Origin of the sequence: Duffyella gerundensis (assembly GCF_001517405.1) — a bacterium.
Lineage (GTDB): Bacteria > Pseudomonadota > Gammaproteobacteria > Enterobacterales > Enterobacteriaceae > Duffyella > Duffyella gerundensis.
Window position 1 is genome coordinate 1,186,619 of sequence record NZ_LN907827.1, and the last position, 22,150, is coordinate 1,208,768.

22 protein-coding genes are annotated in these 22,150 nt (G+C 53.5%); 14 read left to right on the top strand and 8 right to left on the bottom strand.

From position 1 onward, the window contains the following. Nucleotides 1–183: 183 nt before the first annotated feature. The 4 genes from EM595_RS05425 to nagB form a co-directional block, all read right to left on the bottom strand. Nucleotides 184–933 carry an HAD-IIA family hydrolase gene (locus tag EM595_RS05425; RefSeq protein ID WP_067435206.1) on the bottom strand — a complete coding sequence of 250 codons (750 nt, stop codon included), beginning with the start codon at nucleotides 931–933 and terminating at the stop codon, nucleotides 184–186. Nucleotides 934–962: 29 nt separating this feature from the next. Beyond that, a complete protein-coding gene (gene nagC / locus EM595_RS05430) occupies nucleotides 963–2,183 on the bottom strand; it encodes a DNA-binding transcriptional regulator NagC (RefSeq protein WP_067428686.1) in 1,221 nt (406 codons plus the stop codon). Between the two features lie 7 nt (nucleotides 2,184–2,190). Further along, on the bottom strand, nucleotides 2,191–3,339 hold the full coding sequence (gene nagA / locus EM595_RS05435; protein WP_067428689.1) for an N-acetylglucosamine-6-phosphate deacetylase: 1,149 nt from the start codon (nucleotides 3,337–3,339) through the stop codon (nucleotides 2,191–2,193). Nucleotides 3,340–3,425: 86 nt separating this feature from the next. Then, the gene (gene nagB / locus EM595_RS05440) at nucleotides 3,426–4,226 is read right to left on the bottom strand and encodes a glucosamine-6-phosphate deaminase (protein ID WP_067428691.1); all 801 of its coding nucleotides are present in this window, start codon (nucleotides 4,224–4,226) and stop codon (nucleotides 3,426–3,428) included. Nucleotides 4,227–4,559: 333 nt separating this feature from the next. On the opposite strand from nagB, the gene nagE reads away from it, so the two are divergent. The 3 genes from nagE (at nucleotide 4,560) to EM595_RS05455 (ending at nucleotide 8,994) form a co-directional block, all read left to right on the top strand. Then, entirely contained in the window at nucleotides 4,560–6,584 is a 2,025-nt protein-coding gene (gene nagE / locus EM595_RS05445; RefSeq protein WP_067428693.1) for an N-acetylglucosamine-specific PTS transporter subunit IIBC, read from the top strand. Nucleotides 6,585–6,734: 150 nt separating this feature from the next. Continuing rightward, nucleotides 6,735–8,402, top strand: a complete 1,668-nt coding sequence (gene glnS / locus EM595_RS05450; protein ID WP_067435209.1) for a glutamine--tRNA ligase — start codon at nucleotides 6,735–6,737, stop codon at nucleotides 8,400–8,402. Nucleotides 8,403–8,598: 196 nt separating this feature from the next. Beyond that, nucleotides 8,599–8,994 (top strand): hypothetical protein, encoded by a 396-nt coding sequence (locus tag EM595_RS05455; protein ID WP_067428695.1) that lies wholly within the window; start codon nucleotides 8,599–8,601, stop codon nucleotides 8,992–8,994. A 56-nt stretch (nucleotides 8,995–9,050) separates the two neighbouring features. On the opposite strand, the gene fur is transcribed toward EM595_RS05455, so the two are convergent. The 4 genes from fur to ybfF all read right to left on the bottom strand — a co-directional run bounded on the left by fur (nucleotide 9,051) and on the right by ybfF (nucleotide 11,723). Beyond that, entirely contained in the window at nucleotides 9,051–9,494 is a 444-nt protein-coding gene (gene fur / locus EM595_RS05460) for a ferric iron uptake transcriptional regulator (RefSeq protein WP_067428697.1), read from the bottom strand. Between the two features lie 360 nt (nucleotides 9,495–9,854). Beyond that, nucleotides 9,855–10,385 carry a flavodoxin FldA gene (gene fldA / locus EM595_RS05465; RefSeq protein WP_067428700.1) on the bottom strand — a complete coding sequence of 177 codons (531 nt, stop codon included), beginning with the start codon at nucleotides 10,383–10,385 and terminating at the stop codon, nucleotides 9,855–9,857. A 147-nt stretch (nucleotides 10,386–10,532) separates the two neighbouring features. Further along, on the bottom strand, nucleotides 10,533–10,805 hold the full coding sequence (gene ybfE / locus EM595_RS05470; RefSeq protein ID WP_067428703.1) for a LexA regulated protein: 273 nt from the start codon (nucleotides 10,803–10,805) through the stop codon (nucleotides 10,533–10,535). 147 nt (nucleotides 10,806–10,952) lie between these two features. After that, nucleotides 10,953–11,723 carry an esterase gene (gene ybfF, locus EM595_RS05475; RefSeq protein ID WP_067428706.1) on the bottom strand — a complete coding sequence of 257 codons (771 nt, stop codon included), beginning with the start codon at nucleotides 11,721–11,723 and terminating at the stop codon, nucleotides 10,953–10,955. A gap of 248 nt (nucleotides 11,724–11,971) precedes the next feature. Between ybfF and seqA the strand changes: the two genes are divergently transcribed. The 11 genes from seqA (at nucleotide 11,972) to EM595_RS05530 (ending at nucleotide 22,145) form a co-directional block, all read left to right on the top strand. Further along, nucleotides 11,972–12,511, top strand: coding sequence for a replication initiation negative regulator SeqA (seqA, locus tag EM595_RS05480; protein ID WP_067428709.1), 540 nt, complete (start codon nucleotides 11,972–11,974; stop codon nucleotides 12,509–12,511). A gap of 24 nt (nucleotides 12,512–12,535) precedes the next feature. Beyond that, entirely contained in the window at nucleotides 12,536–14,176 is a 1,641-nt protein-coding gene (gene pgm / locus EM595_RS05485) for a phosphoglucomutase (alpha-D-glucose-1,6-bisphosphate-dependent) (protein WP_067428712.1), read from the top strand. Between the two features lie 216 nt (nucleotides 14,177–14,392). Further along, nucleotides 14,393–14,593 carry a YbfA family protein gene (locus EM595_RS05490; RefSeq protein WP_067428715.1) on the top strand — a complete coding sequence of 67 codons (201 nt, stop codon included), beginning with the start codon at nucleotides 14,393–14,395 and terminating at the stop codon, nucleotides 14,591–14,593. Between the two features lie 153 nt (nucleotides 14,594–14,746). Further along, on the top strand, nucleotides 14,747–15,709 hold the full coding sequence (locus EM595_RS05495) for a YbgA family protein (RefSeq protein WP_067428717.1): 963 nt from the start codon (nucleotides 14,747–14,749) through the stop codon (nucleotides 15,707–15,709). A gap of 12 nt (nucleotides 15,710–15,721) precedes the next feature. Further along, on the top strand, nucleotides 15,722–17,149 hold the full coding sequence (gene phrB / locus EM595_RS05500; protein WP_067428720.1) for a deoxyribodipyrimidine photo-lyase: 1,428 nt from the start codon (nucleotides 15,722–15,724) through the stop codon (nucleotides 17,147–17,149). A gap of 18 nt (nucleotides 17,150–17,167) precedes the next feature. Further along, on the top strand, nucleotides 17,168–17,911 hold the full coding sequence (locus EM595_RS05505) for a type 2 GTP cyclohydrolase I (protein ID WP_067428723.1): 744 nt from the start codon (nucleotides 17,168–17,170) through the stop codon (nucleotides 17,909–17,911). 123 nt (nucleotides 17,912–18,034) lie between these two features. Continuing rightward, the gene (gene pxpB, locus EM595_RS05510; protein WP_067428729.1) at nucleotides 18,035–18,691 is read left to right on the top strand and encodes a 5-oxoprolinase subunit PxpB; all 657 of its coding nucleotides are present in this window, start codon (nucleotides 18,035–18,037) and stop codon (nucleotides 18,689–18,691) included. Continuing rightward, nucleotides 18,685–19,617, top strand: a complete 933-nt coding sequence (gene pxpC / locus EM595_RS05515) for a 5-oxoprolinase subunit PxpC (protein WP_067428732.1) — start codon at nucleotides 18,685–18,687, stop codon at nucleotides 19,615–19,617. The genes pxpB and pxpC overlap by 7 nt, the downstream gene beginning before the upstream one ends. After that, the gene (gene pxpA, locus EM595_RS05520; RefSeq protein ID WP_067428734.1) at nucleotides 19,607–20,344 is read left to right on the top strand and encodes a 5-oxoprolinase subunit PxpA; all 738 of its coding nucleotides are present in this window, start codon (nucleotides 19,607–19,609) and stop codon (nucleotides 20,342–20,344) included. Before pxpC ends, pxpA begins: the two co-directional genes overlap by 11 nt. Nucleotides 20,345–20,406: 62 nt before the next feature. Continuing rightward, nucleotides 20,407–21,135 carry a DUF969 domain-containing protein gene (locus EM595_RS05525; RefSeq protein ID WP_067428736.1) on the top strand — a complete coding sequence of 243 codons (729 nt, stop codon included), beginning with the start codon at nucleotides 20,407–20,409 and terminating at the stop codon, nucleotides 21,133–21,135. Beyond that, nucleotides 21,135–22,145, top strand: a complete 1,011-nt coding sequence (locus EM595_RS05530) for a DUF979 domain-containing protein (protein ID WP_067428738.1) — start codon at nucleotides 21,135–21,137, stop codon at nucleotides 22,143–22,145. Before EM595_RS05525 ends, EM595_RS05530 begins: the two co-directional genes overlap by 1 nt. Nucleotides 22,146–22,150: the final 5 nt, after the last annotated feature.

Genomic DNA, 22,150 nt, shown 5'->3' on the forward strand with positions numbered 1-22,150 from the left:
TTCCCCCCGATGATGCAACTGTTTTAGCGATTTGCTGATAAAAAGGCTGTTGCAGAGGTGATAAAATTAGATTTTATCTAATTTTATTGGCATTTCATTGAGGATTCGGCAATAAAAGTGGCGTTGAGTATGAAAAGTAGCCAGCATAAAGACCAAAAAAAACCTGGCGGCGCCAGGTTGGTTTCAGAACAGATCGATATCCGCCACGCTGGGATAGATATAGTTTGGCCGGAATGGCATGGCATCAATATCACTTAGCGTAGAAACGCCCGAAAGCACCAGAATGGTTTCGAGCCCCGCCTGGAAACCCGCAAGGATATCGGTGCGTAAATTATCGCCGACAATGACCGTCTCTTCCGAATGCGCCTGCATTTTGTTCAGTGCAGCGCGAATGATAAGCGGGCTCGGCTTACCGACATAGAAAGGCCGACGGCCCGAGATTTTTTCGATACCGGCACACAGAGCACCGCAGGCGGGCACAAAGCCACGCGCATGCGTATCCGGGTTGGTAGCGATAAAGCGTGCACCATTGGCCACGAAAAACGCCGCCTTGTGCATCATGTCCCAGTTAAAGGAGCGGGTTTCACCCACGATGACAAAGTCAGGATTGATATCCGTAATGGTAAAGCCTGCTTTATAAAGTTCGTGGATCAGCGCGCCTTCACCGACCACATACGCCTTTTTACCTTCCTGATGCTTGAGGAAATCTGCGGTTGCCATGGCCGAAGTATAAAAAGCGGAAGCGGGCAGTTCTATGCCAGCAGAAAGAAAGCGGTTGGCCAGGTCCTGCGCGGTTTGGGAAGGGTAGTTGGTCAGCAGAACCAGCGGCATCTCTTTTTCAACGATGCGCATCAGAAACTCGCCTGCACCTGGCACAGCGGTGTTGTCGTGCATCAGCACGCCATCAATATCGCAGATTACATTTTTAATCATCTTGGTTTTATCCATCGTAAAAGGCGCAGTTACTCTTCCAACAGGTGTTGTAAAAGAAGGCCATTGAGCATCGCGCGTTTCGCCAGGGCAAAAGCGCCAATAGCTGAGCGATGATCGAGTTCGGAACGTACCACTGGCAAGTTTTTGCGGAATGCCTTCAGTACCTGAGTATTAATGCAGCTTTCCACTGCGGGCAGCAATATCCTACCAGCATCGGTGATTTCACCTGCGATCACCACTTTTTGTGGGTTAAACAGGTTGATGGCAATGGCGATCGCCTTGCCTAAATAGCGTCCAACAAAGCCAATCACCTCGCAGGCCAGCGCATCACCTTTATTAGCCGCTTTGCAAATGGCGGCCATTTGGCAATTATCCAGCGTTAATGAGCTGGAATAGCCCTGCTGTAGCAGATGGCGCACGCGGTTTTCTATGGCACCGTTGGCCGCGATGGTTTCCAGGCAGCCGAAATTGCCGCAATGGCAGCGCTCACCCAAAGGATCGACCTGAATATGACCAATCTCACCGACATTGCCATTACTGCCGAGAAAAATATGGCCGTTGGTGATAATGCCGGCACCGGTTCCACGGTGGACACGCACTAAAATAGAGTCGGCGCAGTCGCGAGATGCACCAAAATAATGCTCTGCTAACGCCAGGCTGCGAATATCGTGACCGACAAAGCTGGTGACGCTGAATCTTTTTTTCAGGTTAGCGACCAGCGGCCAGTGGCTAACGGTGATATGCGGCATATAGCGGATTACGCCTTTATCAGGATCTACCAGTCCGGGCAGAATCACGGCAATGGCAATCAGTTCACGCAGCTTGCGCTGATAAAGCTCTTTAAATTGCGCAATGATGTCGAACAGCGCATTTTCCAGCGTTTCCTGCGTGCGCTGAGGCAAAGGGTAATGCTCTTCCGCAAGGGATTTACCGCTCAGGTCGAACAGCGTCAGGGTGGCATCATTGCGGCCGAGGCGCACGCCGATGGTATTAAAGCCGCGGGTTTCGGTGACGATAGAGATGGCGCGTCGTCCGCCGGTGGAGGCCTGCTGCTCGACCTCTTTGATCAGGCCGCGCTCAATCAGCTGGCGGGTAATTTTTGTGACGCTGGCGGGCGCAAGCTGGCTCAGTTCCGCAATCTGAATACGTGAAATCGGCCCTTGCCGATCGATCAGCCGATAGACGGCCGCGCTGTTGAGTTGTTTAACGAGATCAACATTTCCGATTTGTGCCTGGCCGCCAGTGGTCATTCAATACTTACTCGCTGAGGACTTCGTCGCCGTTAACGATAGTCTTGGTAATTCGATAATCGCGTGTAAAAACAGTAAGGTTAGCCACTTTTCCCGCTTCTATAGTGCCTAACTGCCGATCAACGCCGATTGCCCGTGCCGGATAAAGCGTCGCCATGCGCACCGTTTCATCCAGTGCAATGCCAACCTGTTCAACGCAGTTTTTGACCGCTTCAATCATGGTCAACGCTGAACCGCTGAGCGTGCCGTTTTCATCAACGCAGAGTCCGTCGCGATAGTATATTGTTTTTCCTGCAAAAATGAACTGGTCAATCTCTGCGCCTGCCGGGGCGGTGGCATCGGTGACCAATACCAGCTTATCGCCTTTGAGACGTTTGGCATTGCGCACATTGGCGTAATGCACGTGAAGTCCATCAACGATAATGCCGCAGTAAACGTCAGGCGCGTCGAACAGCGCGCCAGCGAGACCAGGCTCGCGGCCAATCATCGGCGGCATAGCATTATAAAGATGGGTAGCGAAACGGGCACCGGCGCCAATGCCTGCCTGCGCTTGCTCATAAGTAGCATTTGAGTGGCCAACCGAAACCACAATACCTGCAGCCACAAGCTGCTCAATCACCGCCGAGCCCGCCATTTCTGGCGCCAGCGTGACCTTGCTGATGACCTCTGCATGCTGGCAAAGGTAATCAACTAATGCCGGATCGGGCGTGCGAATCAAATCAGGATTGTGGGTACCTTTTTTAATCACGTTAAGCCACGGCCCTTCCAGATGCAGGCCCAGCGCCTGATGGCGATGTTCAGCCAGCCAGCTACCCATTACGTCAATGGCACGCTTCATCAGCGCATCGGTGCTGGTAATCAGCGTCGGCAGGAAGCTGGTGCAGCCCGATTTTTCATTGGCTTTTTGCATGGTGTTCAGTGTATCGAGGCTGATGGCCTCAATGTCGTCATTGAACTGCACGCCACCACAGCCGTTAAGCTGTAGATCGATAAAGCCAGGGGTAATATTCGCCCCCTGGACATCGCGTTGCTCAATTCCTGCGGGCAGCTCAGTGAACGGACAAACGCGGTCGATCAGGCCATCAGCGATGACGACAGCATGGTTATCAAGAACGTGATGACCGGTAAAAACGCGGCCATTGGTCAGAGCATACATATTTTCTCTCCCGACAATTCCGGGTAACTAAAACGCACCCCTTAAGGCAGATGCGTTTAGCGAAGCCCGGATAATTATCGATGTGTTCAAAGGTTTTTCATATTTTCCGCTTCCATCTCGCGGAAATATTTTACTGTTTTGACTTTCAATTCCATGGTGGCCGGCTCATCGCATACCACAATCGATTTGGCATGCAGCTGCAAACAGCTGATGGTCCACATGTGATTCACATTGCCTTCGACCGCGGCTTGTAGCGCCTGGGCTTTGACATGACCAGTAACCAGAATCATCACCTCTTCGGCATCAAGCAGCGTGCCAACGCCCACGGTCAGCGCATATTTCGGCACCTGGCTGACGTCACCGTCAAAGAAGCGTGAATTCGCCACGCGGGTGTCATGCGTTAAGGTCTTGATGCGCGTGCGGGAGGCCAGCGATGAGGCCGGTTCATTGAAAGCAATATGACCATCGTTGCCGACGCCGCCCATGAACAGATGGATCTTGCCATAAGCGCGAATTTTCTCTTCGTACTGGCGACATTCTGCGTCAATGTCCGGGGCATTGCCATTAAGAAGATTGATATTTTCTTTTGCAATATCAACGTGGTCAAAGAAATTGCGGTGCATGAATGTGTGGTAACTTTCCGGATGTGACTCCGGCAGGCCAACATACTCATCCATATTGAACGTCACCACATGCCTGAAGCTAACCTGGCCCGCTTTATGCATCTCAATAAGATATTTATAGGCTTCAAGTGGCGTGCCGCCGGTTGGCAGGCCAAGGACAAAAGGGCGATCGGCGGTGGGGTTAAACGCGTTGATACGGTTAACGATGTGGCGCGCGGCCCATTTGCCCACGTCGCTGGCGGAAGATAGTGGAATCAGTCTCATGCGGCACCTCAAATAAATGGAGAAGACAAGTTTAGTTGGAAAGGATTCGTGACGTTAATCTACCAATAGCAGCGGAAGTAGCCGTACAGCAGACATTTTTACGCCTTGTTATTTTTAATAATAAAATAAGTTTTGTCTGCAGGCCATTAGTAAGTGTCCTAATAAACATATTTAGGTGATAACTATCACACAAAGCGCGCTTTAATTTGCGAAGCGAATTAATTTCTTTTTACACTGCGCAGCGTGGTGTGTAGTGTCATGAAAATGCCTGAAGATGGTGACAAAAAAACAAACAACTTCAGGTACCGGTTCGGCTCACAGGGGGAAGGGTAAATGCTAGGTTACTTACAACGGGTTGGCAGGGCGCTGATGGTGCCGGTGGCAACGTTACCGGCGGCGGCAATATTGATGGGCGTCGGATACTGGATCGATCCTGACAGTTGGGGTGCCGGCAATGCCTTTGCCGCTTTACTGATTAAGTCGGGCGCGGCAATTATTGAGAATATGTCGGTGCTATTTGCGATTGGTGTCGCTTACGGCATGTCAAAAGATAAGGATGGCGCGGCAGCACTGACCGGTTTTGTCGGCTTTCTGGTGGTGACGACACTCTGTTCACCGGCAGCGGTGTCGATGATTCAAAAAATACCCGTTGAGCAGGTGCCGGCGGCCTTTGGCAAAATCAACAACCAGTTTGTTGGCATCCTTGTTGGGGTGCTCTCTGCTGAGGTTTACAATCGCTTCAGCCAGGTTGAACTGCCGAAGGCGCTCTCATTCTTCAGCGGACGTCGACTGGTACCGATTCTGGTCTCATTCCTGATGATCGTGGTCGCCTTTATTCTGATGTATATCTGGCCGGTAATCTTTAATGGCCTGGTGGGCTTTGGCGAACATATTCAGAAAATGGGCTCGGCGGGCGCGGGCATCTACGCCTTCTTTAACCGCATGCTGATTCCGGTCGGCCTGCATCATGCGCTGAACTCGGTGTTCTGGTTTGATGTTGCGGGTATTAATGACATTCCTAATTTCCTCGGCGGCGCGCAATCTATCGAAAGCGGTAAAGGCATCGTCGGCATCACCGGTCGTTATCAGGCGGGCTTCTTCCCGATTATGATGTTTGGCCTGCCGGGCGCTGCGCTGGCGATCTATCACTGCGCCAGGCCAGAAAATCGCGCCAAAGTTGCGGGCATTATGTTAGCCGCTGCCTTTGCCGCCTTTTTTACCGGTATTACCGAGCCGCTGGAATTCTCTTTCATGTTTGTGGCACCAGTGCTCTATGTTATCCACGCCTTCTTGACTGGCGTGTCGGTGTTCATCGCCGCCAGCATGCACTGGATTGCTGGTTTTGGCTTCAGCGCCGGGCTAGTGGATTTGGTCCTGTCGACGCGTAACCCGCTGGCCACCCACTGGTACATGCTGATTCCGCAGGGCATCGTCTTCTTCGTGCTTTATTATGTGGTTTTCCGTTTTACCATCAAAAAGTTCAACCTGATGACGCCTGGTCGCGAACTGGCCGTAGTGGGCGATGAAAGTGACGGCTATGACGTTAATATCGACACGAAAACGAATGGCGAAAGCGAGACCGAAACGCTGGCTCGTCGTTATATCAGCGCGGTGGGCGGTTCAGATAACCTGACCAGTATTGATGCCTGTATTACCCGTTTACGCCTGAACGTCAAAGATGCGGCCACCGTGAATGAAAGCGTAGCCAGGCGGCTGGGTGCCTCTGGCATTATTCGTCTTAACAAGCAGAGCGTGCAGATTATCGTGGGCACGCGCGCCGAAGCCATCGCCTCTGCTATGAAAAACGTGCTGGCTAAAGGACCGGTTGCCGCATCGACCGCGGTTCCCGCTACCGTGGCAGAACCGGCACCGCAGGCGGTAAGAAACGTCGATAAAACGGTGATTGCCACGCTGGTGGCGCCGGTGAGTGGCGAGGTCGTTGCGCTGGAGAAGGTTGAAGATGAGGCGTTCGCCAGCAAAGCCGTAGGCGAGGGTGTGGCCATTCGGCCCACCGGCAGTACGGTAGTGGCGCCAATTGCTGGCACCATCGTTAAAATTTTCAACACCAATCACGCTTTCTGTCTGGCCACCGATGATGATCTTGAGATTGTGGTGCACATGGGGCTCGACACCGTGGCGTTGCAAGGACAGGGCTTTACCCGGCTGGTGGAAGAGGGCGCCGTTGTGACCGCAGGCCAGCCGATACTGGAGATGGATCTGGCGTTTCTGAACGCCAATGCCCGCTCCATGGTTAGTCCGGTTGTCATCAGCAATATCGATGATTTTGCCGGTATTACGTTGCTGGCAGGACAGCAGGTTGTGGCGGGGGAAACGCCACTGTTTGAGGTCAAAGGCTAATCAGCTAAAACGTCACGCCAGGGCAGGAACACTTTCCTGCCCTTTTTTATGGGATTCAACGAACAAACGGTTGTTTCCCATCTCCGCTTTGTGGATCATACCGGTTATTTCGTGGTGCAAATCACAGACATTCGCGTTGAGGAAATTGAGATGAGTGAGGCTGAAGCCCGCCCAACTAACTTTATTCGTCAGATTATTGATGAAGATCTGGCGAGCGGTAAGCACGAACGTGTGCATACCCGTTTTCCACCGGAGCCTAATGGTTATCTGCACATTGGCCATGCAAAATCGATCTGCCTGAACTTTGGTATCGCGCAGGATTATCAGGGCGAATGTAATCTGCGCTTTGATGACACGAACCCGGCGAAAGAAGATATCGAATTCGTTGAGTCGATCAAGCAGGACGTCCAGTGGCTGGGCTTTCAGTGGAGTGGTGAGATTTGCTATTCCTCTAACTATTTTGACCAGTTGCATCAGTATGCTATTGAGCTGATCAATAAAGGCCTGGCGTATGTTGATGAGCTGACGCCGGAGCAGATCCGTGAGTATCGCGGTACGCTGACTTCTGCGGGTAAAAACAGTCCCTATCGCGATCGCAGCGTGGAAGAGAACCTCGCGCTGTTTGAAAAAATGCGTAACGGCGAGTTCGCGGAAGGCACTGCCTGCCTGCGGGCGAAAATCGATATGGCCTCTAACTTTATTGTGATGCGCGATCCGGTGATTTACCGTATCAAGTTCGCCACTCACCATCAGACCGGTGACAAATGGTGCATCTACCCGATGTACGATTTTACGCACTGCATTTCTGATGCGCTGGAAGGCATTACGCATTCACTGTGTACGCTGGAGTTTCAGGATAACCGCCGCCTTTACGACTGGGTGCTGGATAACATCACCATTTCTGTGCATCCGCGTCAGTATGAGTTTTCGCGGCTCAACCTTGAATACGCCATCATGTCGAAGCGCAAGCTGAGCCAGCTGGTCACCGAAAATGTGGTGGAAGGGTGGGACGATCCGCGCATGCTGACCGTTTCAGGCCTGCGTCGTCGTGGCTACACGTCTGCGTCTATTCGCGAGTTCTGCCGCCGTATCGGCGTGACCAAACAGGACAACATCGTTGAAATGGCCTCGCTGGAATCCTGTATTCGTGACGATCTGAATGAGAACGCGCCGCGTGCAATGGCGGTTCTGGATCCGCTGAAAGTGGTGATTGAGAATCTGCCATCAACGCACGAAGAGATCATCACCATGCCGAATCATCCGAATAAGCCGGAGATGGGCACGCGCGAAGTGCCTTTCAGCCGCGAAGTCTGGATCGATCGCGCCGATTTCCGCGAAGAAGCCAATAAGCAGTATAAGCGTCTGGTTCTGGGCAAAGAGGTGCGCCTGCGTAATGCGTATGTCATTCGTGCTGAACGCATTGCCAAAGACGAAGAAGGCAATATCACCTGCATCTACTGCACCTGTGATACCGATACGCTGAGCAAAGATCCTGCTGATGGCCGCAAAGTAAAAGGCGTGATTCACTGGGTGTCCGCGGTGCATGCGCAGGCTGCGGAATTCCGTTTGTACGATCGGCTGTTCAGCGTGCCGAATCCTGGCGCAGCGGACGAATTCCTGGCGACGATTAATCCAGATTCACTGGTTATCAGGCAGGGATTTGTTGAGCCTGGCTTACGCAACGTGGCGGTAACAACACCGCATCAGTTCGAGCGGGAAGGCTACTTCTGTGCGGACAGCGTCTATTCAACGCCATCTAACCTGGTGTTTAACCGCACCGTTGGCCTGCGTGATACCTGGGCTAAAACAGGCGAATAATACCTGTAACTGAATGAATGTTAAAAAGGAGCGAGGATTCGCTCCTTTTTTTATGCCTGCCTAGCAAACACAGCCGCTGGTCGCTGTTAAAAATACCCACTCAGTTAACAAAAATTAATCAATCTCCGGGTGTTAAATATTCTTTTTAAGGTAGGCTATGCGCACTTAATTCTACCGAGAGAAGCAGGAACAGGTAATGACAGATATGGTCCAGGAAGCGAAGCATAGCGTGGTCGTGGTGCACCAGCTGATCGAAAGAATATTTAATAACGCTTCCGAATCCGAAGAAACGCTTAATCTTTTCCTCTCTTACTTTCACCCCTCTTTTATGCTGATTACGCCTGCCGGGCAGCGACTCTCTCTGACCGCGATGGAAGCGCTGTTTCGTGGCTTGAAAGGCCAGCGGGAAGGGGTGCGTATTGCGACCGGGGAGTATGAAATCCTGTCACAGAATGGCACTGACGTGGTAATTCAGTACTGCGAGTTACAGATGCGCAATGGTGAAACCCAGAAGCGCATTGCGGTGGCGATTCTTGACTGTTCTACGGCTAACCCGCGCTGGCGTTATCTGCAGGAAACGTTGTGTGCCTGAATTCAGGCGTAAAAAAACCGGTGTATTCACCGGTTTATGACGCTACTGAGTCGAACTTACTTATCGTGCAGCGTGTCATCTTCACGGCAGTCGCCGGTTGAGCAGTGGCCGTACAGATAGAGACTGTGGTTAGTGAGTTTGATGCCATGACGCGTGGCGATATCGCGCTGACGCGATTCGATAGATTCATCGCTGAACTCAATGACCTTGCCACAGTCGAGGCAGATCAGGTGATCGTGATGATGCTGCTGCGTCAGCTCAAATACCGATTTGCCGCCTTCAAAATTATGGCGGGTTACGATACCGGCATCATCAAACTGGTTCAGCACGCGATAAACGGTCGCTAAACCAATCTCTTCGCCCATATCAATCAGGCGTTTATACAAATCTTCCGCGCTGACGTGATGGCCTTCAGGTTCCTGAAGCACTTCCAGAATCTTCAAACGAGGAAGCGTGACTTTCAGGCCGGCCTTCTTTAATGCGGAGTTGTTGTCAGTCATGCGGATATTGTCCTGTTACTTTGCTAGTCACAATGTGGCTGAAAAGCCCTGAACATCGGTCGACGTTTAGACGAATTGTGTCTCATTATAAAATTCAAGCATCGAAATGAAAACTACAGGGGAAGCCTGAAAACTCAGTTGGATGTAAGGAGAAATGTCGCTACGTCCGAAGAAATCATGCTGCAAGCATATGTTAACATTTCGCTTACCACCAACACTTTTATGGTTAAGATGATTAAGCGTGTGACCGATGGGGGTATTCTACAGATTTGCCGATTAAAGTTACAAATATGTATCTATTATTTCCATAGGAAAATCCATCTGCTCAATGTGAGCCAGCGCCCACATTGAGCGTTCAGCTTACGCCTCAATAATTTCCTGCAGATGAAGCTCATCAGAAATTTGTTTTACCCACGCGTCCACGCGTGCGTTGGTCAGCTCTGGCTGACGATCTTCATCAATAGCTAAACCAAGGAAGTGCTTATCGTCCGCCAGGCCTTTAGAAGCTTCAAAGTGATAACCTTCGGTTGGCCAGTGACCGACGATAACCGCGCCGTTCGGTTCGATGATATCGCGCAGAGTGCCCAGCGCATCACAGAAGTATTCTGCGTAATCTTCCTGATCGCCACAGCCAAACAGCGCCACCAGTTTGCCATTGAAATCCACTTCTTCCAGCGTCGGGAAAAAGTCGTCCCAGTCGCACTGCGCTTCGCCGTAATACCAGGTCGGAATGCCTAAAAGCAGAATATCGAACGCTTCGAGGTCCTCTTTGCTGCTTTTGGCAATGTCATGAACTTCTGCAACGTCTTTACCGAGTTGCTTCTGAATCATCTTTGCAATGTTTTCGGTATTGCCCGTATCGCTGCCGAAGAAAATGCCTACGATTGCCATGCGCTTGATAACCTCTTGAAACGTAATTAATTGGTGGTGAATTTTATTCACAGATAAACGCAATGATAGCAGAGAGGCGGAGAGGGCGGAACTCACAAAGCCCGTGCATTTGTCGCTTTGTGCGTTCTTCCCCTCGCGCGGCGATGACTATAGCTTTAATTGCGCCATGATCATCTCTTCAATCAACTCGCTGCGGCTCATCTGCCGCCGATCGGCCAGCTCATTAAGTGCATCAACCGCATCGGCGTTCATTTTCAGCTCAACACGACGCAAGCCGCGCACTTTATCGCGTTTTAGCTGGTTTCGCTTGTTGATACGGAGCTGTTCATCACGCGTCAGCGGACTGGTTTTTGGCCGACCCGGTCGACGTTCATCTGCGAACAGATCGAGTGTGGTGCGGTCCGTGTTTTCTTTTGCCATAGCTTCGCGATAGTGAAAGGATGACGAGGGTGAACCTGTCAAAGTGTAACTGAAATGAGCCGATTTACCTGATGCCGGTAAATTTTAGCGCGGTATAATAACCCAGCTGTAGCGCAGGGAACAATTATTTCCCGCTTCGACAGACATTTATGCTGGCAGAGCTAAAAACCGGCGCACGGCGCGCAGCACCGCATCGGGCTTCTCTGCGTGCACCCAGTGTCCTGCATCGGCAATCACATGGGCTCGCGCGTGCGGAAACTGCGCCAGCAGTGTGTCGCGATAGGCGTTATCCAGATAGGAAGAATCGCCGCCGCGAATAAACAGTGCAGCATGCGGCGAGGCGGGCAGGCTGTTCCAGCCAGAGATAGCAGCATAGTTGTCCCACAAAACCGGCACATTGAAACGCCATTCACCGGCGTGAAAAGACTTCAGTAAAAACTGAATAATGCCCTCTTCATCGATGTACTGGCGCATGAGCTCGGCGGCCTGAGCACGCTGTTCCACTCCCGCTGCCGTCACCGCGTTAAGCGCGGCAAAAATGGCGTCATGACGGCGCGTTTGATAATCCACCGGCGCAATATCGATCATCACCAGTTGCTCAACGCGCGCCGCGGCCAGCGATGCCATGGTCATAGCAATTTTTCCGCCCATTGAGTGACCAATCACCGATACTTTCTCAATGCCCAGCGTATCCAGCGTATCGAACATATCAGCTGCCATGGCGGCATAGCTCATCTGATCTGAACGCGGGGACAGCCCATGATTGCGCACGTCAACCTGGATCACCTGACGCCTATCGCGCAGGCCGCGCGCCAACACGCCTAAGTTATCCAGGCTGCCAAACAGGCCGTGGATTAACAGCAGTGGCGTGCATTGGGGCGCAGATTGTTCAGTTTGCAAGCGAGCATTCAAATTCATGGCAAAGTTCTTACGGCGGGGACGAAGGCTTAGGGTATCATGTTTTTTACTTGTCCTGGAAAAGGGCGCCGCGCGAATAAGGCATATTCTGACTTTTGTCTTCTGGCGACGTCAGCGCTACCGACCCTCAGGATTTAACTTTATAATCCTTATGTTAGAACCAGGTCACATTTTGCAGCGCATTGCGTACTGATGTCACACTCCAGGATGGACTGGTTCTGCCACTCGTTAAAACCGTACGGATAAAGATGAAAACGATTGAAGTCGACGAAGAGCTGTATCGCTATATTGCCAGCCACACACAGCACATTGGTGAAAGCGCCTCCGACATTTTACGGCGCATGCTGAAATTTACCGCAGGTCAAAGCGCACCGGTAAAAACCACCCCGGTGGTAGCTGGCTCGCCGGCTGTTGCGGAAAAAGAGGAATCGCGTCCGCAGGATCGCGTACGGGCTGTGCGTGAAATGCTGCTGTCTGATGAATACGCAGAACAGAATAAGGCGGTGAGCCGTTTTATGCTGATTTTGTCAACTTTATATCGTCTTGATCCTAAAGCTTTTGCTGATGCGACCGCCTCTTTGCAGGGCCGGACGCGCGTCTATTTTGCTGGCGATCAGCAAACGCTTTTACAGCACGGCACCCATACGAAGCCAAAACATGTTCCCGGCACTCCGTACTGGGTCATTACGAATACCAACACAGGCCGCAAAGGCAGCATGATCGAACACATCATGCAGTCCATGCAGTTCCCACAGGAACTGACTGACAAAGTCTGCGGCACCATTTAACCGAAGCGTCAGGGAGAAGCGCCAATGGCCAGTCACCCAAGAGCTGGGCAACCTGCTCAGCAGAGCGATTTGATTAACGTTGCACAGTTAACATCTCAGTATTATGTCCTTCAGCCCGAGCTGGGCAATCCGGAACATGCGGTGAAATTTGGCACCTCCGGCCATCGCGGCAGCGCGGGACGCCAGAGCTTCAACGAAATGCATATTCTGGCTATTGCGCAGGCAATTGCTGAAGAGCGTCAGAAGAACGGCATTACTGGCCCGTGCTACGTCGGTAAAGACACGCACGCGCTCTCCGAGCCCGCTATCATCTCCGTGCTGGAAGTACTGGCAGCGAACGGCGTGGATATCATTGTGCAGCAGGATAACGGCTATACGCCAACGCCTGCTATTTCCAATGCGATTCTCGAGCATAACAAAGCGGCTGGCGCACAGGCTGATGGCATCGTTATCACGCCTTCGCATAACCCACCGGAAGATGGCGGTATCAAGTACAACCCACCTAACGGCGGACCGGCTGATACCAACGTGACCAAAGTGGTGGAAGATCGTGCTAACCAGCTGATCGCTAACGGCCTGAAAGAGGTTAAGCGTCTGCCATTGAGCGAAGCCTGGGCCAGCGGACGTATTCAGGAACAAGATCTGATCCAGCCTTACATCGAAGGCCTGGCGCAGGTTATCGATATTCCAGCCATTCAGAAAGCGGGTCTGAAAATCGGTGTTGATCCATTAGGCGGTTCCGGTATCGCTTACTGGCAGCGCATCGCAGAGTTCTACAATCTTGATCTCACCATTGTGAACGATGCTGTCGATCAGACGTTCCGCTTTATGCACCTTGATAAAGACGGCGTGATTCGTATGGACTGTTCATCCGAATCTGCCATGGCAGGCCTGCTGGCGCTGCGTGATAAATTCGATCTCGCCTTCGCCAACGATCCTGACTACGACCGTCACGGCATCGTTACGCCGGCGGGCCTGATGAACCCGAACCACTACCTGGCGGTAGCGATTAACTATCTGTTCCAGCATCGCCCGCAGTGGGGCAAAGACGTTGCGGTCGGTAAAACACTGGTATCGAGCGCGATGATCGATCGTGTGGTTAACGATATTGGCCGTAAGCTGGTAGAAGTGCCGGTTGGCTTTAAGTGGTTCGTGGATGGCCTGCACGATGGCACCTTTGGTTTTGGCGGCGAAGAGAGCGCTGGCGCTTCATTCCTGCGCTTCGACGGTACGCCGTGGTCAACTGACAAAGATGGCATCATTCTTTGCCTGTTAGCCGCTGAAATCACCGCAGTTACCGGCAAAAACCCACAGCAGCACTATGATGAGCTGGCTGAGCGTTTTGGTGCACCAAGCTATAATCGCCTGCAGGCCTCTGCGACCTCCGCACAGAAAGCGGCGCTGTCTAAACTGTCACCAGAAATGGTCAGTGCTGACACGCTGGCAGGCGATCCAATCATTGCACGTCTGACCGCAGCACCAGGTAACGGCGCGGCAATTGGCGGACTGAAAGTGATGACGGAAAACGGCTGGTTTGCTGCGCGTCCTTCGGGCACCGAAGATGCATACAAAATCTACTGTGAAAGCTTCCTCGGCGCTGAGCATCGCGAAAAGATCGAAAAAGAAGCGGTAGAGATCGTCAGTGAAGTGTTAAAAAACGCCTGATAATTTCCCGTTACTGTGTGAAAGGCGCTGCTGGTCAGCGCCTTTTTTTATGGCCTTTTTGAGCGCGTTTTTCTTTTCCGTGTGCTGTCGTCTGGCGTGATTAAAAAAAGCACAACAATTCTGGTCTGATGAGTAGTAATTGTACAGCTCCGGGCGTAATATTAGAGCCAGATCACATTTACTTTCGCAGCACATACGCAAGAGGGAGGGCCGAACATGTATGAAAACTACTCTTCACTAAAAATAATTACACGACGCATCGCCGTTATCGTGATCGGCTTATTGGCATTACCGATTATGTTACTGCGCGACGATCGCGCGCGGTTTTACAGTTATCTGCACCGTGTCTGGTGTAAAACCAGCCAGAAACCGGTGTGGCTGGCTCAGGCTGAGGCCGCCGGACGCGATATCTGGTAATTTTCTGACTGGCATGATGAACAGATCGACAAAGCCCCGTATTAACGGGGCTTTTTTTATGGCTGCGGTTTGAGACATCGGCCAGGGCTGGGCTAAACGGACTGAATACGCTACACTGAAAACCTATACAAAATTTAAAAAGGTTGTACAAGTATGAGCGAGAAAATACCGGTTGGCATCAGCGCCTGTCTGCTTGGAAACAGCGTCCGCTTCGACGGCGGTCATAAGCGTCTTGCGTTTGCTACCGATGATCTCGCACCTTATGTCCGCTATGAGCCGATTTGTCCTGAAATGGCAATTGGTTTGCCGACGCCTCGCCCGGCGTTGCGATTGGTTAAAGCGGGCGAAGAAGAAGGTGAGGTAGCACTCTGCTTCAGCAAAGAGGGCGGTGAAGACATCACCGATCGGATGCGCGGTTGGTCTGCAGATCGCGTCGCTTCTCTGCATCATCTCTGCGGCTATGTGCTTTGCGCGAAATCGCCAAGCTGCGGCATGGAACGCGTGCGGGTGTATGAACCTGACAATAACAACAATCGCAAAGCGGGCATGGGCATTTTTGCCCGCGAACTACAGCGCGAAATGCCGTGGTTGCCGATGGAAGAGGATGGCCGTCTGCATGATGACGTGCTGCGCGAAAATTTTGTTGGCCGCGTGTACGCTTTACATGAATTCAATCAGTTGATGAATGAAGGCTTGAGTCGCTTTGAACTGATGGAGTTTCATACCCGCTACAAGCTGCTGCTGCTGTCACATCATCAGGATGAGTATCGTGAACTGGGACGCTTCGTGGCCAAAATGAGTGAATGGGATTCACTGGAAGATTATGCCGTCGAGTATCGCAGCCGGTTAATGCGTCTGCTGAGCTATCGCGCCAGCCGTCAAAATCACACCAATGTTCTGATGCACGTGCAGGGCTATTTTCGTGAGCAGCTCAAGCCGGCGCAGCGTCAGGAATTGACCCAGCTCATCGACCGCTATCGCAAAGGCGTGCAGCCGTTGCTGGCGCCCATCACGCTGCTGAAACATTACATGGCGGAATATCCGCATCCCTGGCTGGCAAAGCAGCGTTATTTCGACCCGTATCCGGAAGCACTGCGTCTGCGCTACGGCAACTAAACAGGGATCGTTATGGCAACTCATCTGGTTTGGCTGCGTAATGATTTACGCATCAATGATAACTATGCGCTGCATGCCGCCTGCCGCGACAACAAGGCTACCGTTATTGCCCTTTATGTTGCCACGCCCGGGCAGTGGCAGGACCACGATATGGCGCCCAAACAGGCCGCCTTTATTGCAAAAAGCCTGCATCTGCTGCAGCAGTCGCTGGCCGAGCGCGGCATTGCGTTGCACTACCAACAATGCGATCGCTATGACGATGCGGTGGAAACGGTAAAAACGTTTTGCCAGCAGCAAAAAGTCGATGCGTTTTTTTATAATTATCAGTATGCAATTAATGAACGCGAGCGCGATGCCGCCGTGGAACGTGCGCTCAATGCGCTAAACATTACCTGCCAGGGATTTGATGACGGCCTGCTGCTTCCACCGGGCAGCGTGCAGAGCGGCAGCAACGGCATGTATAAAGTTTTCACGCCCTTCAGTAAGGCATTTGTGCGTCGCCTGCATCAGGAATTGCCCGAGTGCGTTCCGGCACCGGCCGCACGCGACGGGGCGCCACTGACTACGCTGCACCGCCTTACGCCGTTTGATTATCCTCAGGAAGCGTTTGATGAAACGCTGTTTCCGCCGGGTGAGCAGGGCGGCCTGGCGCGACTGCGTGAATTTTGCCAGCAGCCGGTGGTGCAGTATCAGGATCGACGTAATTTTCCGGTACTGGACGGCACCAGCCGTTTATCGGTGCATCTCGCTACCGGTACGCTTTCGCCGCGCCAGTGTCTTCATCGGTTGTTAAAACACCATCCAGATGCGCTCGACGACGGCAAAAGCTTCATCTGGCTCAACGAGTTGATCTGGCGAGAGTTTTATACTCACCTGATGGTCGCCTGGCCAATGCTGTGTAAGCACCAGCCCTTCATTGGCTGGACCAGAAAAGTGCAGTGGCAGGAAAACAATGCTTTGCTCACCGCATGGCAGCAGGGGCAGACGGGCTATCCCATCGTGGATGCCGCCATGCGGCAGATGAATGCGCTGGGCTGGATGCATAACCGGTTGCGTATGATCACCGCAAGCTTTTTGGTCAAAGATCTGCTGATTGACTGGCGAACAGGTGAACGGTACTTCATGCGTCAGTTGATTGATGGTGACTATGCCGCAAACAACGGCGGCTGGCAGTGGGCAGCGTCTACCGGCACCGATTCCGCGCCCTATTTTCGCATTTTCAATCCCACCACGCAGGGCGAACGTTTTGATAAAGACGGCGAGTTTATCCGCCGCTGGCTGCCGGAACTAAAGGATGTGCCGGATAGCGACATTCACTCTCCGCAGCAGTGGGCAGAGAAAAACCATAAGAAACTCGATTATCCGCAACCGATCGTGGAACATAAGGACGCACGTAAAAAAACGTTGGACGCCTTTGAAGCGGCACGCAATGCCTCATAAGGCGCGGGAGAACGAGATATGCAAAATTTTCAGTTAGAAGCAGTCGTTAATCAGCAGCTTAATAGCGACAGTTTTAAGGATTACGCACCGAATGGCCTGCAGGTTGAAGGGCGGGCAGAGGTACGAAAAATCGTCACCGGCGTGACGGCCAGCCAGGCGCTGTTGGACGAAGCGGTGCGGTTACAGGCCGATGCTGTGATGGTACATCACGGCTATTTCTGGAAAAACGAATCGCCGTTGATCAAGGGCATGAAACGTTCGCGCCTGCGCACGCTATTGGTAAACGATATCAATCTGTACGGCTGGCATCTGCCGCTGGATGCGCACCCGCAACTGGGTAATAACGCCCAGCTGGCGCGCATGCTGGATATTCAGGTCAAAGGCGAAGTCATGCCGCTGGTGCCCTGGGGTGAGTTAACGGAAGCCTTAAGCGGCGAGCAGCTGGCTGAGCGCATCGGTACGGTGCTGGGGCGGCAGCCATTGCACTGCGGAGATAACGCGCCGGCACGCATTCGCCGTATCGCCTGGTGCAGCGGCGGTGGCCAGGGCTTTATCGATAACGCCGCTGAGTTTGGCGTGGATGCGTTTATCACCGGCGAAGTTTCAGAGCAAACGATCCACAGCGCCCGTGAAAACGGCCTGCATTTTTTTGCCGCCGGACATCATGCCACCGAGCGCGGCGGCATCAAGGCGCTGGGGGAATGGCTGGCCAGCGCCCATCAGCTCGACGTTACCTTTATCGATATCAACAATCCTGCCTGAGCCACTTCTTCCCGCATCCTCATGCAACTTCATGAGGATGCAAAGCAGTTGACACATTCCTGACACTTCCGCATAACTGTTTGCCTGCTTGAGGTTTTTGTTACATCAACCCGGAGGTACGTTTTGCAACGAGCACGTTGTTACCTGTTAGGTGAACGCGCGGTAGTGCTTGAGCTTGAACCCCCAGTCAGCCTGGTCAGCCAGCAGCGGATTTGGGGATTGTGTGAGCAGCTAAAAGATCATCCGCAGATAATCGAAGCCATCCCTGGCATGAATAACCTGACCTTACTGCTGCGTAATCCGCAAGAGATGGCGCTGGATGCCATTGAGCATTTGCAACGCTGGTGGGAAGAGAGTGAAAGCAGCATACCGGATGCCCGACAGGTTGATGTTCCGGTGACCTACGGCGGCAGGGCGGGCCCCGATCTCCCCGAACTTGCGCGCTACTGCCAGATGACAGAGAAACAGGTTGTCGAGCTTCACAGCAGTAGCCTTTACGTTGTCTATTTTATCGGCTTTCAGCCTGGCTTTCCCTATCTTGGCGGCCTCGATCAACGTCTGCATATGCCGCGCCGCGCCGAGCCGCGGGTCAGCGTTCCGGCAGGTTCGGTTGGTATTGGCGGTAGTCAGACCGGCATTTATCCGGCCGCTTCGCCAGGCGGATGGCAGCTGATTGGCCACACTTCAGCAGCGCTTTTTGATCCCTACCAGCAGCCACCTACGCTGCTGCGCCCCGGCGACAGCGTGCGCTTCGTGCCACAGCAGGAGGGCGTATGTTAACCATTATTCGCAGCGGTATGAGCGCCTCAATTCAGGATGCTGGCCGCAACGGTTGGCGGCAATCGGGTATTGGTCAAAGCGGCGCGCTTGATCTGCCCGCTATGACCACCGCCAATCTGCTGGCCGGTAACGATCCGCTTAGCGCAGTCATTGAAGTGACGCTTGGTCAGTTTTGCTGTCAGTTTGAACGGGATGGCTGGTTTGCACTGACCGGCGCCGGATGTCACGCTGAGCTGGATGGCAAAGCTGTCTGGACCGGCTGGCGGCTGCCGGTGAAAAAAGGCCAACGGTTGACCCTGGCGACGCCGGTGCGCGGCATGCGCAGCTATCTGGCGATCAACGGCGGCTTCGCCATTACGCCCGTGCTTGGCTCTGCCAGTACCGATCTCAAGGCGGGATTTGGTGGTTTTGGCGGCCGGGCTTTGCAGGAGGGCGATCGCATTCCCCTGAACGCAGCGACCCGACACTTCACTCAGCCCGCAGGTGTGCGGCAGCTGCTGTGGGGAAACCGCATCCGGGCATTGCCGGGACCGGAATACCATGAGTTCAGCCATGAGTCTCAGGAAGCGTTCTGGCGCGTCTCTTGGACGCTGAACCCGCAAAGCAACCGTATGGGTTATCGCTTGCAGGGGCGTCCGCTTAACCGCGAAATACCACGCGAGCTGCTGTCACACGGGACCTTGCCGGGCGTGGTGCAGGTGCCGCCAAATGGCCAGCCGATTGTGCTGATGTCCGATGCGCAAACCACCGGCGGCTACCCACGCATCGCCTGTGTTATTGAAGCTGATCTCTATCATCTGGCGCAGATTCGCCTGGGCGAGCCGATCCATTTTGTCCACTGTTCGCTGCAAGAGGCGCTGGAAGCGAAGCGGCAGCAACAGCACGTTCTCAATCAGATCTCATGGGGGCTGCAACATGAAAATTGATTTTAATGCCGATTTGGGTGAAGGCTGCGCCAGCGATCGCGCACTGCTGCAACTGGTTAGCTCCGCCAATATCGCCTGTGGCTTTCATGCAGGCGATGCGGCAACCATGCTGCAGTCGGTGCGCTGGGCGCAGGAGTTTGGCGTAGCTATCGGCGCGCATCCCAGCTTCCCCGATCGGGAAAATTTTGGCCGTACCGCCATGCAGTTACCGGCTGAAACGGTCTATGCGCAGGTGGTTTATCAGGTTGGTGCGTTGAAAGCGCTGGCCGAAAGCGAGGGGGCAAAGCTGGTGCATGTGAAGCCTCACGGCATGCTTTATAACCAGTCGGCACGCGATCCACTGCTGGCGGATGCGATCGCCCGTGCGGTCAAGGCGGTCGATGCAGGGTTAATTTTAGTCGGGCTGGCCAACAGCGTCTCAATCGAGGTGGCGAAACGAGTGGGGCTGAAGACCCGGCAGGAAGTGTTTGCCGATCGCGGTTATCAGGCAGATGGCGCACTGGTGCCGCGCGGCCAGCCTGGCGCGATGATCGACAGCGAAGATCGCGCTATTGCACAAACGCTGGCGATGGTGCAGCAGGGCCGGGTGCAAAGTGTCGATGGGCAATGGGTTCCATTGCAGGCAGAAAGCGTTTGCCTGCATGGCGATGGCGAACATGCGCTGAATTTTGCCCGCCGGCTACATCAGGCGTTTGCCAGTGAAAATATTACCGTCACCGGTCAATAGACCGGGCGGATTTGCCGCCCTCTGAACGGCGGTGCTGACCTTTACCTTGATGGGAAAATATGATGGAAACAGCAGTTAACCTCTGGCCTCTGGTGGGTATCGCCGCCATCGTCGTCGGCTTTTTACTTCGTTTCAATCCCGTATTAGTGGTTATCGTCTCGGGATTTATTACCGGATTTGCTGCACTGATGCCGGTGATGGATGTGCTGGAAAAGCTGGGCACCGGTTTTCTTAATACCCGCAATTTACCGTTGATTCTGTTGCTTCCACTGGCGGTGATCGGCCTGCTTGAGCGGCACGGTTTGAAAGAGCGCGCGCAGGGTTGGATCGCGCAAATCAAAAGCGCCACGGCGGGGCGATTGCTGATCGTCTACCTGTTCGTCCGTGAAATTACCGCTGCATTGGGCCTGACCAGTTTGGGCGGCCATCCGCAAATGGTGCGCCCACTGCTGGCACCGATGGCCGAGGGCGCAGCAGAAAATCGTTATGGTGAACTGCCTGCCGACGTGCGTCATCGGCTCCGGGCGATGTCCGCCGCGACCGACAATATTGGCCTCTTTTTTGGCGAGGATATTTTTGTCGCTTTCGGTGCGATCATTTTCATGCACAACTTTATGCTGGAGTCCGCCGGTATTCAGACCGAGCCGCTGCACATTGCGGTTTGGGGCATTCCCACTGCGGTAGCCGCCTTTATTATTCATGCCGTTCGCCTGCAGCGAATGGATAAAAAATTGGCTGCTGAGCTGGCGAGCCTGAATGCACAGGCATTGCAGTCACGGGGAGATCGCTGATGTTTCAACAACACTATCTTTTCTGGCTGGCCGGACTGATTTTACTGGTGGTGGCGGTGATGTCATGGCGTGACAGCGCCAATCCGCGACGCCTGACCACCGGCCTGTTTTGGGCGCTTTATGGGCTGATTTTCTTTGTCGGTGACTGGACGCAAAACCTGTTTGCGCAGCTGGTGGGCGTGGAAGAGAGTGCGCGTGCGCTGCATATTACCGTGGGCGTGCTGGTGGTGATTATGGCGGTCATCGCCGGTTGCGGCGGCGTGCGCCTGGGTCGTTACCATCAGCGCAGCGCTGAAGAGCGCCAGCAGAGCGCCAAACGTCTGCATAACAAACTGTTTCTGCCGGCGCTGGTGATCCCGCTGGTAACGGTAATTGGCGTGCTGGCCTTTAACCATATACCCGGCCTGCAAACCGCGATCTTTGGCGCCGGTAATCACGCCACGCTGGTAACCCTGTTTTCGATGACGCTGGGTTGTCTGCTGGCTTGGGTAATTACGCTGAAGCTGACGCTGGAGGGACCGGCGCAATCGCTGCAGGAAGCGCGTCGTCTGCTCGACTCGATCGGCTGGGCGTTTATCCTGCCGCAGATCCTCGCTACGCTGGGTCTGCTCTTTACTTCGGCGGGCGTGGGCACAGCAATTTCACATCTGACTGAAACCTGGCTGGCGGTCGATAATCGCTTTATTGCGGTTGCGGTGTACGCCATCGGCATGGCGCTGTTAACCATGGTGATGGGTAACGCCTTTGCTGCTTTTCCGATTATCACCGCAGGCGTGGGCATTCCGGTGCTGGTGGTCCAGCACGGCGGCGATCCGGCGGTTATGGCCGCTATCGGTATGTTCTCTGGCTACTGCGGCACGCTGATGACACCGATGGCGGCTAACTTCAATATCGTGCCTGCAGCGCTGCTTGAGCTACCCGATCGCAACGCGGTGATCAAGGCGCAGGTTCCAACCGGCGTGCTATTGTTAATGGTCAATGTGGTCCTGCTCTATTTCCTGATGTTTTAAAGAAG